This window comes from Bradyrhizobium sp. SZCCHNR1015 (assembly GCF_032489875.1).
Classification (GTDB): Bacteria; Pseudomonadota; Alphaproteobacteria; order Rhizobiales; family Xanthobacteraceae; genus Bradyrhizobium.
The window spans coordinates 48,824-63,109 of record NZ_JAUEYW010000020.1 but is presented as its reverse complement, the minus strand read 5'-3'; the positions used below and the strand labels follow the sequence as shown (position 1 = coordinate 63,109).

Here is a 14,286-nt window from a genome sequence, read left to right as displayed (position 1 = left end):
GATGCAATTGGGAATGATCGGTCTCGGGCGGATGGGCGGCAACATCGTGCGCCGCCTGATGCGCGCGGGACACGCCTGCGTGGTCTATGATCGCGACGCAAAGGCGGTCGCCGCGCTGGTCTCCGAGGGTGCGGTGGGCGCCGCGAGCCTCGAGGAATTCGTCGGCAAGCTCGCCCCCCCGCGGCACGCCTGGATCATGCTGCCGGCCGGCAAGATCACGGAAGCCACCGTCGAGCAGCTCACCAAGCTGATGAGCCAAGACGACGTCGTCATCGACGGCGGCAACAGTTTTTGGCAGGACGACGTCCGCCGCGGCAAGGCGCTGAGGGAGCGCGGTCTGCACTATGTCGACGTCGGCACCTCCGGCGGAGTCTGGGGCCTTGACCGGGGCTACTGCATGATGATCGGCGGCGACAAGCCGGTCGTCGACCGGCTCGATCCGATCTTCGCGACGCTGGCGCCAGGCATCGGCGACATCCCGCGCACACCGGGCCGGGACGGCCGCGACCCGCGCGTCGAGCAGGGCTACATCCATGCCGGGCCGACTGGCGCCGGCCACTTCGTCAAGATGATCCACAACGGCATCGAATATGGCCTGATGCAGGCCTATGCCGAGGGCTTCGACATCCTCAGGAACGCGAACAGCGAGGCGCTGCCCGAGGCACATCGCTTCGACTTCGATCTCGCTGACGTCGCCGAGGTGTGGCGCCGCGGCAGCGTCATTCCGTCCTGGCTGCTCGACCTCACCGCCAGCGCGCTGGCGCGGCAGCCCGGCCTGGAGAAATATTCCGGCTATGTCGAGGATTCCGGCGAAGGCCGCTGGACCGTGAACGCGGCGATCGACGAGGCCGTGCCGGCCGAGGTGCTGACGGCCGCTTTGTTCGCGCGTTTCCGCTCGCGCCAGGAGCACACCTTCGCTGAGAAGATTCTCTCGGCGATGCGCGAAGGCTTCGGTGGGCACAAGGAGCCCGAACAGCACTCAGATCCGGCGCGCCAGAGCGCGCCTGGGATCGTCAAGCCCAGGGACGACCGCGCGTGACCCCGCTGTATCCGCACCAGCCGCGACATCAGAAGCCTGACGCCTGCGCCTTCGTGATCTTCGGTGTGACCGGCGATCTGACCCATCGGCTCGTTCTGCCATCGCTTTACAATCTCGCGGCCAATCATCTGCTGCCTGACAGGTTCTGCATCGTCGGCATTGCCCGCAAGGGCGTGTCGAGCGAGCAACTGCGCGACAATCTCATGGAGGGCCTGCGCAAATACGCCACACGCCCAATCGAGGATGAGATCGCGCAGCGCCTGTTGCAATGTGTGACTGCGATCGAGGCCGATCCGAAGGAGCCGGAAAGCTTCGATCAGTTGAAGGCGAGGCTGGAAAAGCTCGAAGCCGCGCGGGAGACCCACGGCAATCGGCTGTTCTATATGGCGACGCCGCCGAGCGCCTTTGCGCCGATCGCGCAACAGCTCGGGCGCGTCGGGCTGCTTCGCGAGGACGGCAAGGCTTGGCGCCGCCTTGTGGTGGAAAAGCCGTTCGGCACCGATCTCGCCTCGGCCAAAAAACTGAACGACACGCTGCTGCAACTCGTGACCGAGCACCAGATCTACCGGATCGATCATTACCTCGGCAAGGAGACGGTGCAGAACATCCTGGTGCTGCGCTTCGCCAACGGCATGTTCGAGCCGATCTGGAACAGGCATCACATCGACCACGTTCAGATCACCGTCGAGGAGAAGCTCGGCGTCGGCACGCGCGGCAGCTTCTACGACGCGACCGGCGCGCTGCGCGACATGGTCCCCAACCATCTCTTCCAGTTGCTCTCGCTGGTGGCGATGGAGCCGCCGGCGCGGTTCGATGCGCATACCGTCCGCTCCGAGAAGGCGGAGGTGCTGTCGGCGATCCAGCCATTGAGCGAACGGGAGGCGCTGCTCAACTCGGTGCGCGGCCAGTACACGGCCGGCATGATTGGCGACGCCGAGCTGCCGGATTATGTGAGGAGCAAGGACGTTCGCCCCGACAGCACCACCGAGACCTACGCGGCCTTCAAGCTCACCATCGATAATTGGCGCTGGGCCGGCGTACCGTTTTATCTGCGCACCGGCAAGGCGCTCGGCGCCAAGCGCACCGAGGTCGCGATCAAGTTCCGCCAGGCGCCGTTCGCGATGTTCAGCTGCACCCCGATCGAGACCCTGGCCGAGAACTATCTCGTCATCGGCATCGAGCCGACCCAGAGCATCACCTTGCAGTTCAACACCAAGATCCCGGGGCCGACCATCCGCACCGACGGCGTGCAGATGAAGTTCAACTACAAGGACTATTTCCAGGCCGAGCCCGCCACCGGCTACGAGACGCTGATCTATGACTGCATGATCGGCGACAACATCCTGTTTCAGCGCGCCGACAGCGTCGAGGCCGGCTGGAAGGCCGTCGAGCCATTCATCGAGGCCTGGAAGAAGGCCGGCCGCGATGGCCTGCATTCCTACGCGGCCGGCAGCGAGGGACCTGAGGCGGCGGCCGATCTGCTGGCCCGCGACGGCCGCAGCTGGCGCAAGCTGGTTTAGCCGTGGTCGGACCGCAGGACCGCAACCTCGTGCGCGTCGCCGACCGGGCGACGATGGCGAGGGTCGCGGCCGAACATCTCCTGGCCCGGATCGATGCCAATCCGGCGACGATAGCCGTTTGCCTCACCGGGGGATCGAGCCCGAAGCAGCTCTATCAGCTGCTGGCGATGGACGCGTATCGCGAGCGGATTCCCTGGACGCGCGTGCACTGGTTCATCGGTGACGAACGATATGTTCCGCCCGGCGATCCCCTGCACAACATGACCATGGCGTGCCACGCGTTCCTCGATGCCTGCGCGCCGGCCGCCAACATCCACCCGATCGCGACCGATAGATCGGACCCGGAGGCCAGTGCCTGCGACTATCAGCGCGCGCTGGAAGCGTTCTACGGCGCCGCGCGGCTCGACTCTGCGCGGCCGCTGTTCGACCTCGTGCTGCTCGGAATCGGTTCCGACGGCCATGTCGCGTCGCTATTCCCCGGCTTTCCCGCTGTTGATATCGCCGATCGCTGGGTTGTCGGCGTCGACAAGGCTCACGTCGCACCCTTCGTGCCGCGGATCAGCCTGACCTTGCCTGCGCTCGCCTCCTGCCGAACCATGCTGTTCGAGGTCGCCGGCGCCGACAAGCGCGCGATCATGACGCGCGTGCTGGCCGGCGAAGACCTGCCCGCCAATCGCGCCCGCTCGATTCGGGAGACGATCCTGCTGATCGACAGCGAGGCCTGGCCGGAGAGGCAAAGTGGCGACATCTGACCTGCCCCATGCGCTCATTATCATGGGCGTCTCCGGCTCCGGCAAGAGCACGATCGGGCAAGCATTGGGCCAACGCCTCAGCTGGCGCTTCGAGGATGGCGACAGCTTTCACCCGCCCGCGAACGTCGCCAAGATGAGCGCGGGCCACCCGCTCACCGACGAGGATCGCTGGCCCTGGCTGCATGCCATTGCCACGGAGATCGCGCAATGCCGCAGCGCGGGCCAGCACATCATCATCGCCTGCTCGGCGCTCAAGAAGGCCTATCGCGATATCCTGGTCGGCGGCCGCGACGATGTCCGCATGGTCTATCTCCAAGGCACTCAGGAGCTGATCGGCGAGCGGATGAAGCATCGCGCCGGGCACTTCATGCCGCCGGGCCTGCTCACCAGCCAGTTCGCCACCCTGGAACCGCCTGGCGCCCCCGAGCATCCCATCACGGTCTCGGTCGACGCGCCGGTCGCGGCGATCGTGGACGACATCCTGCAACAGCTTCACAGCGGTCAGGGACGAGCCTGACCGCAAACAGGAAGGGCTCATGACCCGCATCGCTCTCGTCGTATCCGACGTCGACGGCACGCTGCTGACCAAGGACAAGGTTCTGACCGAACGGGCCGCGAAGGCGGCGCGGCGGCTGCACGAATCCGGCGTTGGCTTCACGCTCACCTCGAGCCGCCCCGCGATCGGAATGCGCTTTCTGATCGAGCCGCTGCAGATCAGCCTTCCGGTGGGGCCGTTCAACGGCAGCTCAATCGTCGACGCCGCCATGCGCCCGCTCGAGCAGAGCCTGATCCCGCCCGCGGCCGCCGCACGCTGCGTCGACCTGCTGCATCAAGCCGGCGTCGACATCTGGGTCTTCACCAACGACGCCTGGGTGACGCGCAATCCGGACGGTGAGTACGTCCCGAACGAGCGGCGCGCGATACGCGCGGAGCCGACGATCGTCGGCGATTTCTCGCCCTATCTGGCGAACGCCTGCAAGATCGTCGGCGCGAGCAGCGATTTCGCGCTGCTGGCGGGCTGCGAGAGCCAGATGCAGCAGGCATTGGGCGCGGAAGCGACAGCGGTGCGCTCGCAGAGCTACTATCTCGACATCACTCCGCCCGGACATGACAAGGGCACCTTCGTCAGCGCGATGGCTCAGCGGCTCGGTATCCCGCTCGACCAAGTCGCGACCATCGGCGACATGCACAATGATGTCGCGATGTTCGAGGTGAGCGGATTGTCGATCGCCATGGGCAATGCCAGTGACGAGGTGAAGAGCAAAGCCAAGCGCATCACCACGTCCAATCAGGACGAAGGCTTTGCCAATGCCATGGAGATGATCCTGGCGGAAAACGCGCAAGGCTGATCCGCAAGCTGACGTGCGGGAGCTCAGGCCTCCGACCGCTGCCTTGCGGGTTTGTCGCTGGCCTTCCTGGCGCTGCTCAGATTCTGCGCCGTGTTGATCAGCGCGATATGCGTCAGCGCCTGGGGAAAATTGCCGGTCTGCCGCCGGGCCTCGCTGTCGTACTCCTCGGCCAGCAGTCCGACATCGTTGGCGATGTTCACCACGCGGCGGAACAGCGTCTCGGCCTTTTCCGTATCGCCCGCCAGGACATGGGCGTCGGCCAGCCACAGCGTGCAGGCAAGGAACGCGCCTTCGATCGGCTGCTGCTCGTCCGGAGGGACATCGCGCGGATCGTGCCGGAGCACGAAGCCGTACCGTAGTAAATGCTGTTCGATCGCGTCCACCGTGCCGCGAATGCGCGAATCGGAGCTGGGGAGGAAGCCGACCGCCGGCAACAGCAGCAGGCTGGCATCGAGCAACCGCGAGCCATAGGACTCGACGAAGCTGCCGAGGCTTTCGTCATAACCCTTGGCGCAGACGTCGCGATGAATGGTCTCGCGCAGCCGCCGCCAGCGCTCCAGCGGCGCCTTGAACCCGAATTTCTCCGCGCTCTTGATCGCGCGATCGAACGCCACCCAGGTCATCACCTTGGAAAACACGTAGTGACGGCCGTCGCCGCGGCGTTCCCATATGCCGTGGTCGGGCTGGTCCCAGACGTCGGTGAGATGATCGAGCACCGCGCATTCCAGGTCCCATGTGCCGTCTTCCAGCTTGAGCCTGGTCATGCGGGCCTGGTGGAAGGCGTCCATCAGCTCGCCGTAGACGTCGAGCTGGAGCTGGGCGTGCGCGGCGTTGCCGATCCGCACCGGCCGGGCGCCTTCGTAGCCGGGCAGCCACTCGGCCTCCCACTCCATCAGCCGCCGCTGGCCCATGATGCCGTACATGATCTGCATATAGGCCGGTGCGCCGGCGGCGGCGCGCAGCAGCCAGTTGTGCCAGGCCAGCGCTTCCTCGGTGTAGCCCGAGTTCATCAGCGCGAGCAGCGTGAACGTCGCGTCACGCAGCCAGCAGAAACGATAGTCCCAGTTGCGCCGGCCGCCGAGCTTCTCCGGCAGCGACGTGGTCGGCGCCGCGACGATGCCGCCGGTCGGCGCATAGGTGAGCGCCTTCAGGGTGATCAGCGAGCGCATCACGAGTTCGCGGTGCTCGCCCTGATAGGTGCAGCGGCGCGACCAGTCGGCCCAGAAGGTCTCGGTGTCATCAAGCGCCTGAAGCGGATCGATCGCCTTGGGCACCGGTAGATGCGAGGGACCGTAGGTCAGCACGAACGGCACGGTGTCGCCGGCCGCGACCTCGAACTCCGCAACCGTGGTCATGTCCTCGCCGCGGGTGGCGATCGGCGTATGCAGCACCGCCATGTCCTGGCCGCAGATGGCAAGCAGCGCGGAGCGATCCTCGGAGCGCTTGACCCAGGGAATCTCGATGCCGAAGCCGAAACGGATGATCAGCTCCATCCGCATGGCGACCCGGCCGGCGACGCCGCGGACCAGCCGGACGACGTCGGAGGCGCTGCCCCGCGGCGGCATGAAATCGACCAGCTCGACGGTGCCGGTCGCGGTTTCGTACCGCGTCTCGAGGATGAGGCTGTCGCCACGATAGCGGCGGGACGTCGAGCGGATATCGCCGCGCGGCGCGATCAGCCAGCGGCCATGGCTGCGATCGCCCAGCAGGGAAGCGAAACAGGCGTCGGAATCGAACGCCGGCCAGCACAGCCAGTCGATCGAACCGTTTCGGCTTACGAGGGCAGCCGTCTCACAATCACCGATCAGCGCGTAGTCTTCGATCCTGCAGGACATTCGGCATCCGCGTGCAATTGCCCCCTCGATCCCCGCATTCTAAACGCCGGCCGGGCTGATCCGTTCGGCGGTCGCCGCCTTCAACGCCGCGACGCTGGTCGCACCCGTGATGTCCTCGAGCTTGACCGGCATCTTGCGGCGCCAGTTCGGATGCTCGTCGATCGTGCCGGGAATATTGGGCTGATCGACCACCTGCAGCAGATCCTCCAGGGAAATCACCAGCAGCCGCGACCGTGTCCGCGACAGGAAGGCGATCGCCGAGTGGACGTCGTTGGCCTGAATGCCGTTGTGGCGCAGCACCTCGTCCCACAGCCCCAAGGCGTCCCAGCGATCCTGGTCGCTTTCGCCGGGATCGATGCCCAGCCCGCGTTTGGTCTTGAGATCGCCGAACGAGCGCCAGCCGGCATAGGTCGAGAGGTCGTGGGTGTTCAGCGTCACCAGCGCATTCGGCGGATAGAAGTCAACGTCGCGAAAGCGGCCGTTGTCGTCGCGTTCGAAGATCATCACCTTGTAGGACCACAGTCCCCAATCGGCCATCTGCTCGCGAAAGCCTTCAGGCACGGTGCCGAGATCCTCGCCGATGACGATGCAGTCGTTGGCCACGCTCTCGATGACGGTCGCGGCGAGCAGCGCATCGAACGGCATCTGCACATACGCGCCCTGCTTGGCCGGAAATCCGTGCGGCACCAGATAGAGCCGCTTCAAACCGAGCACGTGATCGAGCCGGATCGCGCCGGCATGGCGCATCGACGCCCTGATCATCTCCCGGAACGGCTCGAAATTCCTCAGCGCCAGCCCCGGCGCGTTGAAGCCGGCCAATCCCCAGTTCTGCCCGACCGTGTTCAACGGATCGGGCGGCGCTCCGACCGACAGCGTGCGCGAGATGGCGCCCTGCTCGTTCCAGGCATCGAAGCCGTCGGATTGAACGCCGACTGCGACGTCGAGATACAAGCCGACCTTCATTCCCAGCCGATGCGCGAGATCCCGGCAATGGCGCAATTGTCGCTCGGCGAGCCACTGCACATAGGCGATGAACTCGGCCTCCCTCCGGTCGGCGCCGCTGAGCAGCGCCGCGCAGCGCGCGGCATCGGGCCGCCGCCACTCCTCAGGCCAGTCCCACCAGGGCTTCTGGAAGCGATGCCGCAACACCTCGAAGCAGGAGAAGCGCGCCAGCAGCTCGCCGCGCTCGGCCCGATAGGCCTTGAACTCCGCAGCGGCCGCGGCGTCGGGCGCGGCCATGAAGGCGTCGAAGGCGGCGCGCAGGGCCGGCCATTTCAACGCCGCCACACCCTTGTAGTCCACCAGCTCGGCTTGTCGCAGCGGCTCCAGCACCTTGCTGCCGGGCCCCTTCGCAAAGCCCGGCGCCTGCTCCACATCGACATAGAGCGCATTCAGGAACAGCCGGCTGTTCGGTGCATAGGGGCTGAAGTCACCCGGCCGGTCGTCGAACAACGCGTGCAGCGGATTGAGCCCGACACCATCGGCGCCGAGCTTGGCGCAAAGCGTGATGAGATTGGCAAGGTCGGTGAAGTCGCCCATGCCCCAGTTGCGGGCCGAGCGGATGCCATAGAGTTGGACCGCCAGCAGCCAGACGCGGTCGAAATCGCCGGCGAAGGCCTTCGCCGGCGCGACCAGCAGCGGCAGCTCCTCGCGGTAGGATGACGCATCCACCAGCTCGAGGCGGTAGCTGCCGACCGGCAGATCACCCGGCCACTCGACCAGGGCCTCGCCAGCGTCTCCCTTTGCGATCTCGGTGTCGCCACGCCTGATGGTCCACCTGACCGGCAGCTTCGCCGCCTCGTTCAGGCGGCTTCGCGCCGGCTGGCCGGACCGAATCACGATCGCACCGCTCAGCAGCCGGTGCGGCGTGGGCCTGGGAAAGGCCTCCACGATGATCTTGAGTGCCGCTTCGTCAGTGACGCGACGCTGCCCCTGACCATCGTAGAATTCTGTCAGGATTCCGAGACTATGGGCTTCGCTGTAGAGATCCATTCGGCACGCGATCTGGACGTAACGGCAAGTCGTACGTCGTAAAATTGTTGTGGGACAGCAAGAGGATAAGCCTCTAACGCCGCGCCAAGGCCGTCGTTCCCCGGGGAACAAAACGAGCCTTGCAGCTTTGTAAGGGGGTCGTCTCGGTTTCTAGCGAACCGGGACGCCGTTTTCTTGTCAATGGCATCACCGTGAACAAATTTGCGCACACGTTCGAGAGCGTCGCCCTCAAAGACGCTTTCTCCCCTATTCTGCCCTCTTTTGAGGAGAGCCGCATCTGTCGAGGCCGAGACATCTTTCGAGACGCCTCCGATCGCAGCCGCATCATCATCCTCTCTCCTAGGTGAGGGCCTCATGAACCTGATGTCATCCCTGGATACGCCGAGCCTGCAGACCGAGACCGACGGCGACGGTCTCTGGTACAAGGACGCGATCATCTACCAGCTGCACGTGAAGGCGTTCGCCGACAGCAACAATGACGGCGTCGGCGACTTCGCCGGCCTCACGGACAAGCTGGATTATCTGCAGGACCTCGGCGTCACCACACTGTGGCTGCTGCCGTTCTACCCCTCGCCCGGCCGCGACGACGGCTACGACATCGCCGACTACGGCAGCATCAATCCCGATTTCGGGACCATGAAGGAGTTCAAGCGATTCATCCAGGAGGCCAAGCGGCGCGGCCTGCGGGTGATCACCGAGCTCGTGGTCAACCACACCTCCGACCAGCATCACTGGTTCAAGCGCGCCCGGCGCAGCCCGCCCGGCTCCAGCGCCCGCGACTGGTACGTCTGGAGCGACACCGACCAGAAATATCTCGGCACGCGAATCATCTTCACCGATACCGAGAAGTCCAACTGGACCTGGGATCCCGAGGCCGGCCAGTTCTACTGGCACCGCTTCTTCTCGCACCAGCCGGATCTCAACTTCGACAATCCGCGCGTGGTCAACGCGATCGTCCAGGTGATGAAGCGCTGGCTCGATGCCGGCGTCGACGGCTTCCGGCTCGACGCCATTCCCTATCTCTGCGAACGCGACGGCACCAACAACGAGAACTTGCCGGAGACGCATGCGATCATCAAGCGCCTGCGTGTCGAGCTCGACAATTACGCCAAGGACAAGCTGCTGCTGGCCGAGGCCAACCAGTGGCCCGAGGATGTGCAGGAGTATTTCGGCCAGGGCGACGAGTGCCACATGGCCTATCACTTCCCGCTGATGCCGCGCTTCTACATGGCGATCGCCCAGGAAGACCGCTTCCCGATCACCGACATCCTGCGCCAGACGCCCGATATCCCCTCGACCTGCCAATGGGCGCTGTTCCTGCGCAACCATGACGAGCTGACGCTCGAAATGGTGACCGATGTCGAGCGCGACTATCTGTGGTCGACCTATGCCAACGATCCGCGCGCGCGCATCAATGTCGGCATTCGCCGCCGCCTCGCGCCGCTGATGGACAATGACCGGCGCAAGATCGAGCTGATGAACTCGCTGCTGATGTCGTTTCCGGGCACGCCGATCATCTATTACGGCGACGAGATCGGCATGGGCGACAACATCTATCTCGGCGATCGCAACGGCGTGCGTACGCCGATGCAATGGACGCCCGACCGCAATGGCGGCTTCTCGCGTGCCGACCCCGCACGGCTCTACGCACCGATGATCATGGACCCGGTCTACGGCTACGAGGCGGTCAACGTCGAAGCGCAGTCGCGCAGCCTGTCGTCGCTGCTGAATGCCACCAAGAAGCTGATCTCGGTGCGCAAGTCGACGCTGGCCTTCGGCAGGGGCACCATGAGCTTCATCCGCCCGGCCAACCGGTCGGTGCTGGCCTATGTGCGGCAATACAAGGACGAGGTGATCCTCTGCGTCGCCAACCTGTCGCGCTCGGCACAGGCGACCGAGCTCGATCTTTCGCCGTTCAAGGATCGCGTGCCGATCGAGATGCTCGGCCGGTCGCGCTTTCCCGCGATCGGCGAGCTGCCCTACATGATCACGCTCGCGCCCTACGGCTTCTACTGGTTCCAGCTCAAGGAGCGCGACAAGTCCGAGCCGGTCGTTCAGCGCGCCGTGCCGGAGTTCGAGACGCTGGTCGTCCCGCTCGGCTCGACCTGGGTGTCGCTGGCGCGCACCCGCAGCCTGTTCGAGCGCGACGTGCTTCCCGGCCACCTCGCGCGCACGCGCTGGTATCCCGAACGCTCGCCTGAGGCGATCCATCCGACGTTGACCTCCGCGATCCCGTTCTGCGACATCGGCGACAACAGGCCGTGGCTGATCTTCTTCAAATCGGCCGAGCGCAAGGACGAGCAGCGCTACCTCCTGCCGATGCAGATCGAGTGGGTCCGCTTCGACCGCGAGCGCTATAATCCGCAGGCGTTCGCCGCCGTGCGCCAGGGCGCCCGCGAGGGCACCCTGCTGGATGCCGCCACCAATCCGATCTTCCTGGCGCTGCTGCTGCGCAACCTTGCACAGTCACTTGTGGTCGAAGAGAACGGGATACGACTGGAATTCCGCCCGACGTCGCGATTTCCCGACAAGCCGATCCGCGAGTCGGAACAGGTGCGCATCATCGAGACCGACCGCTGCAGCAGCAAGGCTGTCGTCAACAACGAGTTCTTCATCAAGCTCCATCGCGAGCTCGAGGCCGGATCGCATCCGGAGATCGACGTCGGTCGCTTCCTGACCGAGACCGTCGGCTTCGCCAACGTGCCGCCGCTGCTCGGCAGCGTCGAGGTGATCCAGGACGGCGAGCGGCAGACGATCGGCTGCGTCCATGGCTTTGTCGAGAACCAGGGTGACGGCTGGACCGTGACCGCCGCCTATCTCGACCGCTACATCGACGATCAGCGCGTGTTCGCCGCGAGCGGCGACGCGCGCCAGAGCGAGGAGCTGCCGCCCTATCTGCGCTACATGACGCAAGCCGGACGGCGGGCCGGAGAGCTGCATGCGGCCCTGGCCTCACGCAACGACATCGCCGATTTTGCGCCGGAGCCGACCACCGCAGATCATCTCGGTCACTGGATCGACCGGCTGCGCGCCCAGGCAAGCCGAGTCCTGACGGGCCTGAGCGAGCGCCGCGATCGCCTCAAGGACCCGGAACGAGGGCTGGCCGATCAGGTGCTCGCGAGGCGTGGTGAGATATCGGAGCGCCTGAGCAGCCTGATCCCGCACCAGATCGGCGGCTGCGACATCCGGCTGCATGGCGATTTCCATCTCGGCCAGATCCTCATCGTCAAGGACGATATCTTCATCATCGATTTCGACGGGGACGAGGAGCAGCCGCTCGCCGAGCGTCGGCGCAAGGCGCCGCCGGCGCGCGACATCGCAGGCTTCCTGCGCTCGATCGATTGCTCGGTCCGCGTCGCCCAGGAGCGCGCTCTGAGGGCGGGCCCGGACGATCACGGCCGTATCGCCGCGGCGCTGTCGGAATGGCGCGACCAGGCCGCGACGGCCTTTTTGGCCGGCTATCGCGAGATCAAGGCCAATCAGCGCCTCTGGCCGGACGATCCGCATACGGCGGAGGCGCTCCTTAACTTTTTCATGCTGGAAAAAGCGCTCGGAGCGCTCGAATATGATCTGGCTCACCGGCCGGACTGGTTGCGCATCGCTTTGAGCAACCTGCTTCGCGTCCTGTCCGAGCCAGCATCAGTCAGCGAGTCCTCATGACCCATCTTTCTCCCGAGGCGTTTGCGATCATCGAGGGCCGGCACGCCGACCCGTTTCGCTATCTCGGTCAGCACAATGTCGACGGGCGCACTGTCGTGCGCGCCTTCCTGCCCGAGGCGTCCCGCGTCGAAGTGGTCGGCGAGCACGGCGACGTCGCCCCGCTGACGCGCATCCATGATGCCGGCCTGTTCACCGGGACCATGCCATCGCTGCAGCGCTATCGCTTTCGGGCAACATTCGGCGACCACGTCACCGACCTCGAGGACCCCTATCGCTTCCTGCCGATCCTGAGCGACTTCGACCTGCACCTGCTCGGCGAAGGCAACCACGAGCGGCTCTACGACAAGCTCGGCGCGCATCCCATGGTGATCGACGGCGTCGATGGCGTCGGCTTCGTCGTGCTCGCGCCGAACGCGCGCCGCGTCAGCGTGGTCGGCGACTTCAACTTCTGGAATGCGCGGCGCCACCCGATGCGCGTGCGCGGCAACGGCTATTGGGAGCTGTTCATTCCCCGCGCCAGGGCCGGCGACCACTACAAATTCGACATCATCGGCCCGCAGGGCGAGCACCTGCCGCTGAAATCCGACCCGATGGCCTTCGCGGCCGAGATGCGTCCCAAGACCGCATCGATCGTGGTCGACGAGACCAGCCTGCCGCGACCTCGGCCGGCGCCGCATGACATCAACAAGCTGAACAGGCCCGTCTCGATCTATGAGGTGCATCTCGGCTCCTGGCGGCGCAAGGACAACAATCAATGGCTGACCTATCGCGAGCTCGCCGAGCAGCTGCCGGCCTATGCACGCGACATGGGCTTCACGCACATCGAATTCCTCCCCGTGAGCGAGCATCCGTTCGACGGCTCCTGGGGCTATCAGCCGACCGGCCTGTTCGCGCCGACCAGCCGCTTCGGCAGTCCTGAGGACTTCTGTGCGCTCGTCGATGCGTGCCACCGCGAGGGCCTCGCGGTATGGCTCGACTGGGTGCCCGGCCATTTCCCGGATGATCCGCACGGCCTCGGTCATTTCGACGGCACCGCGCTCTACGAGCACGCCAACCCGATGCAGGGCCGGCATCTCGACTGGGGCACGCTGATCTACAATTTCGGCCGCACCGAAGTCGCCAATTTCCTGCGCTCGAACGCGCTGTTCTGGCTGGAGCGCTACGGCGTCGACGGCCTGCGCGTCGATGCCGTCGCCTCGATGCTCTATCTCGACTACAGCCGTCCCTCCGGCGGCTGGATTCCGAACAAATATGGCGGGCGCGAGAACCTCGAGGCCATCGAGTTTCTGCGCCGGACCAATATCGAGGTGTTCGGCCATTTCCCGCAGGCGACCACGGCTGCCGAGGAATCCACGGCGTGGCCGCAGGTGTCCCGCCCGGTCGACATGGGCGGGCTCGGTTTCGGCTACAAGTGGAACATGGGCTGGATGCACGACACCTTGCGCTACATCAGCAAGGACCCGATCCACCGCAAATATCACCACGGCGAGATCCTGTTCGGCCTGCACTACGCCTTTTCGGAAAACTTCATCCTGCCGCTGTCGCATGACGAGGTGGTGCACGGCAAGCGCTCCATCCTTGGCCGGATGCCCGGCGACGACTGGCAGCGTTTTGCCAACCTGCGTGCGTATTACAGCTTCATGTTCGGGCATCCCGGCAAGAAGCTCCTGTTCATGGGCTGCGAGCTCGCCCAGGAGCGCGAGTGGAATCACGATACCACGCTCGACTGGCACCTGCTCGGCGACGCCAAATATGCCGGCATCCAGGCCCTGATCCGCGACCTCAACCACCTCTACCGCAACGTGCCGGCGCTGCATGAGCGGGACTGCGAGCCGGACGGCTTCGAGTGGCTGATCACCGACGACTCCGACCGCAACGTCTTCGCCTGGGTGCGCAAGGGCTACGATGAGCACGCGCGCTGCGTCGTGGTCGTGAACTTTTCGCCCAACGTGTATTACAATTATCGGGTCCGCGTGCCGTTCGGCGGCAGATGGAGGGAAGCTTTCAATTCCGACTCCCTGCATTATGGCGGCAGCAATGTCGGCAATGTCGGCCAGGTCCATGCCTCTGAAGAACACCAGCTCAACCTCATCCTCCCGCCCATGGCAGCGGTATTTCTCCTCCCGGAAGCCTGACGCA

At 65.3% G+C, this 14,286-nt stretch carries 9 protein-coding genes; 7 read left to right on the top strand and 2 right to left on the bottom strand.

The genetic code is table 11. The annotated features are described in order from the left end of the window. Position 1 precedes the first annotated feature (1 nt). Genes gnd through QX128_RS29110 form a run of 5 tightly spaced genes read left to right on the top strand, consistent with a single transcriptional unit; the run spans position 2 to position 4,660 of the window. Complete coding sequence (gnd, locus tag QX128_RS29130) at positions 2 to 1,039, top strand: phosphogluconate dehydrogenase (NAD(+)-dependent, decarboxylating) (protein WP_316239234.1); 1,038 nt, start codon at positions 2 to 4, stop codon at positions 1,037 to 1,039. After that, positions 1,036 to 2,559: a glucose-6-phosphate dehydrogenase gene (gene zwf / locus QX128_RS29125; RefSeq protein WP_316239233.1), complete on the top strand. Its 1,524-nt coding sequence runs from the start codon at positions 1,036 to 1,038 to the stop codon at positions 2,557 to 2,559. The genes gnd and zwf overlap by 4 nt, the downstream gene beginning before the upstream one ends. 2 nt (positions 2,560 to 2,561) lie before the next feature. Next, a complete protein-coding gene (gene pgl / locus QX128_RS29120) occupies positions 2,562 to 3,311 on the top strand; it encodes a 6-phosphogluconolactonase (RefSeq protein ID WP_316239232.1) in 750 nt (249 codons plus the stop codon). 22 nt (positions 3,312 to 3,333) lie between these two features. Further along, positions 3,334 to 3,828, top strand: a complete 495-nt coding sequence (locus QX128_RS29115) for a gluconokinase (protein WP_316239231.1) — start codon at positions 3,334 to 3,336, stop codon at positions 3,826 to 3,828. A gap of 19 nt (positions 3,829 to 3,847) precedes the next feature. Then, positions 3,848 to 4,660 carry an HAD family hydrolase gene (locus QX128_RS29110; protein WP_316239230.1) on the top strand — a complete coding sequence of 271 codons (813 nt, stop codon included), beginning with the start codon at positions 3,848 to 3,850 and terminating at the stop codon, positions 4,658 to 4,660. A 23-nt stretch (positions 4,661 to 4,683) separates the two neighbouring features. Here QX128_RS29110 and QX128_RS29105 read toward each other — a convergent pair whose 3' ends face one another. Both QX128_RS29105 and malQ read right to left on the bottom strand, forming a co-directional pair. Then, on the bottom strand, positions 4,684 to 6,495 hold the full coding sequence (locus QX128_RS29105; RefSeq protein WP_316239229.1) for a glycoside hydrolase family 15 protein: 1,812 nt from the start codon (positions 6,493 to 6,495) through the stop codon (positions 4,684 to 4,686). Between the two features lie 39 nt (positions 6,496 to 6,534). After that, positions 6,535 to 8,487 carry a 4-alpha-glucanotransferase gene (gene malQ, locus QX128_RS29100; protein WP_316239228.1) on the bottom strand — a complete coding sequence of 651 codons (1,953 nt, stop codon included), beginning with the start codon at positions 8,485 to 8,487 and terminating at the stop codon, positions 6,535 to 6,537. 354 nt (positions 8,488 to 8,841) lie between these two features. Here malQ and treS point away from each other — a divergent pair, with 354 nt between their 5' ends. Beyond that, positions 8,842 to 12,147 (top strand): maltose alpha-D-glucosyltransferase, encoded by a 3,306-nt coding sequence (gene treS, locus QX128_RS29095; protein ID WP_316239227.1) that lies wholly within the window; start codon positions 8,842 to 8,844, stop codon positions 12,145 to 12,147. Beyond that, complete coding sequence (gene glgB / locus QX128_RS29090) at positions 12,144 to 14,282, top strand: 1,4-alpha-glucan branching protein GlgB (protein WP_316239226.1); 2,139 nt, start codon at positions 12,144 to 12,146, stop codon at positions 14,280 to 14,282. Before treS ends, glgB begins: the two co-directional genes overlap by 4 nt. Positions 14,283 to 14,286: the final 4 nt, after the last annotated feature.